2 protein-coding genes are annotated in these 2,158 nt (G+C 71.4%); both read left to right on the top strand.

Annotated features, from left to right (window positions below; translation table 11 throughout):
* The coding region (locus ABZ953_RS39245; protein ID WP_361734320.1) for an acyl carrier protein at positions 1–361 on the top strand (361 nt) is incomplete at its 5' end.
* A 28-nt stretch (positions 362–389) separates the two neighbouring features.
* Positions 390–2,158, top strand: a 1,769-nt coding sequence (locus ABZ953_RS39240) for a beta-ketoacyl synthase N-terminal-like domain-containing protein (protein ID WP_361734318.1), incomplete at its 3' end; no start/stop codon positions are given.

Raw genomic sequence — 2,158 nt, 5'->3', positions numbered from 1 at the left:
CGCGGTCGAACTGCGGAACCGGCTCACCGAGGCGAGCGGAGTGCGGCTGCCCGCCACCCTCGTCTTCGACCACCCCACACCCGCCGCGCTCGCCGGATACCTGCGCGACAGGCTCGTACCCGAGACCTCTCCGGACAGGGCACCCGACACGAGCGCCATCGACGAGACCGGCATCCGCCGCGCCCTGGCCGCCGTGCCGATCAGCAGGCTCCGGGAGCTCGGCGTCCTCGACGAACTCCTGCGTGCGGCCCCGCTGCCGCCCGCCGCACCCGAGGGCGAGCAGGAGGACGACGCGGAGCTGATCACCGAGATGGATGTCAGCGGCCTCGTGGAGCGCGCGCTCGGCAGCAGCGCCAACTGACGGTACCCGCGACTACCAAAGGAACCCCATGACCACCCCGTACGGCAAACTTGTGGAAGCCCTGCGGGCCTCGCTCCTCGAGAACGAGCGGCTGGCCCGGGAGAACAGCAGGATCACCGCCGCCGCGACCGAGCCCATCGCCATCGTGGGGATGAGCTGCCGGTTGCCCGGGGAGGTCACGTCCCCCGAGGACCTGTGGAACCTGGTGGCGGAAGGCCGCGAAGGTCTCACCGGCTTCCCGGCCGACCGTGGCTGGGACCTGGACAACCTCTTCGACCCCGACCCGGAGAAGCCCGGCACCTCGTACGTCGAACGGGGCGGGTTCCTCGAGGGGGCGGGCGACTTCGACGCGGGGTTCTTCGGGATCTCGCCGCGCGAGGCTTTGGCCATGGACCCCCAGCAGCGGCTGATGCTCGAGGTCTCCTGGGAAGCCCTGGAGCACGGCGGTGTCGACCCGTCCTCCCTGCACGGCCGGAACGTCGGGGTGTTCTCCGGCGTGATGCAGCACGAATACGCGGCCAAACTCGACCAGGTGCCCGACGGCCTCGAAGGGTTCATCGGTACGGGCAACTCGGGCAGCGTCGTCACCGGCCGTGTCTCTTACGCCCTCGGCCTCGAAGGACCGGCCGTCACCGTGGACACGGCGTGCTCGTCGTCCCTGGTGGCGGTGCACCTGGCCGCGCAGTCGCTGCGCGCGGGCGAATGCTCCCTGGCCCTGGCCGGCGGGGTGGCCGTACTCGCCCACCCCGGCTCCTTCGTCGAGTTCTCCCGGCAGCGCGGGCTCGCCAAGGACGGCCGGTGCAAGGCGTTCGCCGACGCGGCGGACGGCACAGGCTGGGCGGAGGGCGCTGCGGTCCTGCTCCTTGAGCGGCTCTCCGATGCCCGGCGCAATGGCCGTCGGGTGCTTGCGGTGGTGCGGGGTTCGGCGGTGAACCAGGACGGTGCGTCGAACGGTCTGACGGCGCCGAACGGTCCGTCGCAGGAGCGGGTGATCCAGGCGGCGCTGGCCAATGCCCGGCTGACCGCTGCCGACGTGGACGTCGTGGAGGCGCACGGCACGGGGACCAAGCTCGGTGATCCGATCGAGGCGCAGGCCGTTCTTGCCACGTACGGTCAGGCGCACTCCAGTGAACAGCCGTTGTGGCTGGGGTCGTTGAAGTCGAACATCGGGCATACGCAGGCGGCTGCGGGCGGTGCCGGGATCATCAAGATGGTGGAGGCGCTGCGGCGCGGGGTCCTTCCCCGGACCCTGCATGTGGATGCGCCGACGTCGCAGGTGGACTGGACGGCCGGAGCCGTCGAACTGCTCACCGAGGCCCGGGCATGGCCGGAGACCGGACGGGCACGGCGAGCCGCCGTCTCCTCCTTCGGCGTCAGCGGCACCAACGCCCACGTCATCCTGGAACAAGTCCCGGAAAGCGAACCGGAGGTGGCGGACGAGCCGACGCCCGATGTCGTCCCCCTCGCCGTTTCCGCACACAACGCTCCGGCGCTGTCGGCCCAGGCCGCCCGGCTGGCCGAGCACCTGCGTTCCGGCGACGGAACGCGGCTGGAACGGGCCAGGACCGCCCATTCCCTGCTCACCGCCCGCGCCGCGCTGTCCCGCAGGGCCGTCGTCCTGGCCGGAGCGAAGGACGAGGCGTTGGCCGGCCTCGACGCGCTGGCCGCGGAGGCCCCGTCGCCGCGGGTCGTTTCTGGCGTGGCTGATGTGGATGGCAAGCGGGTGTTTGTGTTTCCGGGTCAGGGGACGCAGTGGGTGGGGATGGCGGTGGATTTGTTGGACAGTTCGCCGGTGTT

This window comes from Streptomyces sp. NPDC046465 (assembly GCF_040646035.1).
GTDB lineage: Bacteria > Actinomycetota > Actinomycetes > Streptomycetales > Streptomycetaceae > Streptomyces.
This window is presented reverse-complemented; position numbering and strand designations above follow the sequence as displayed.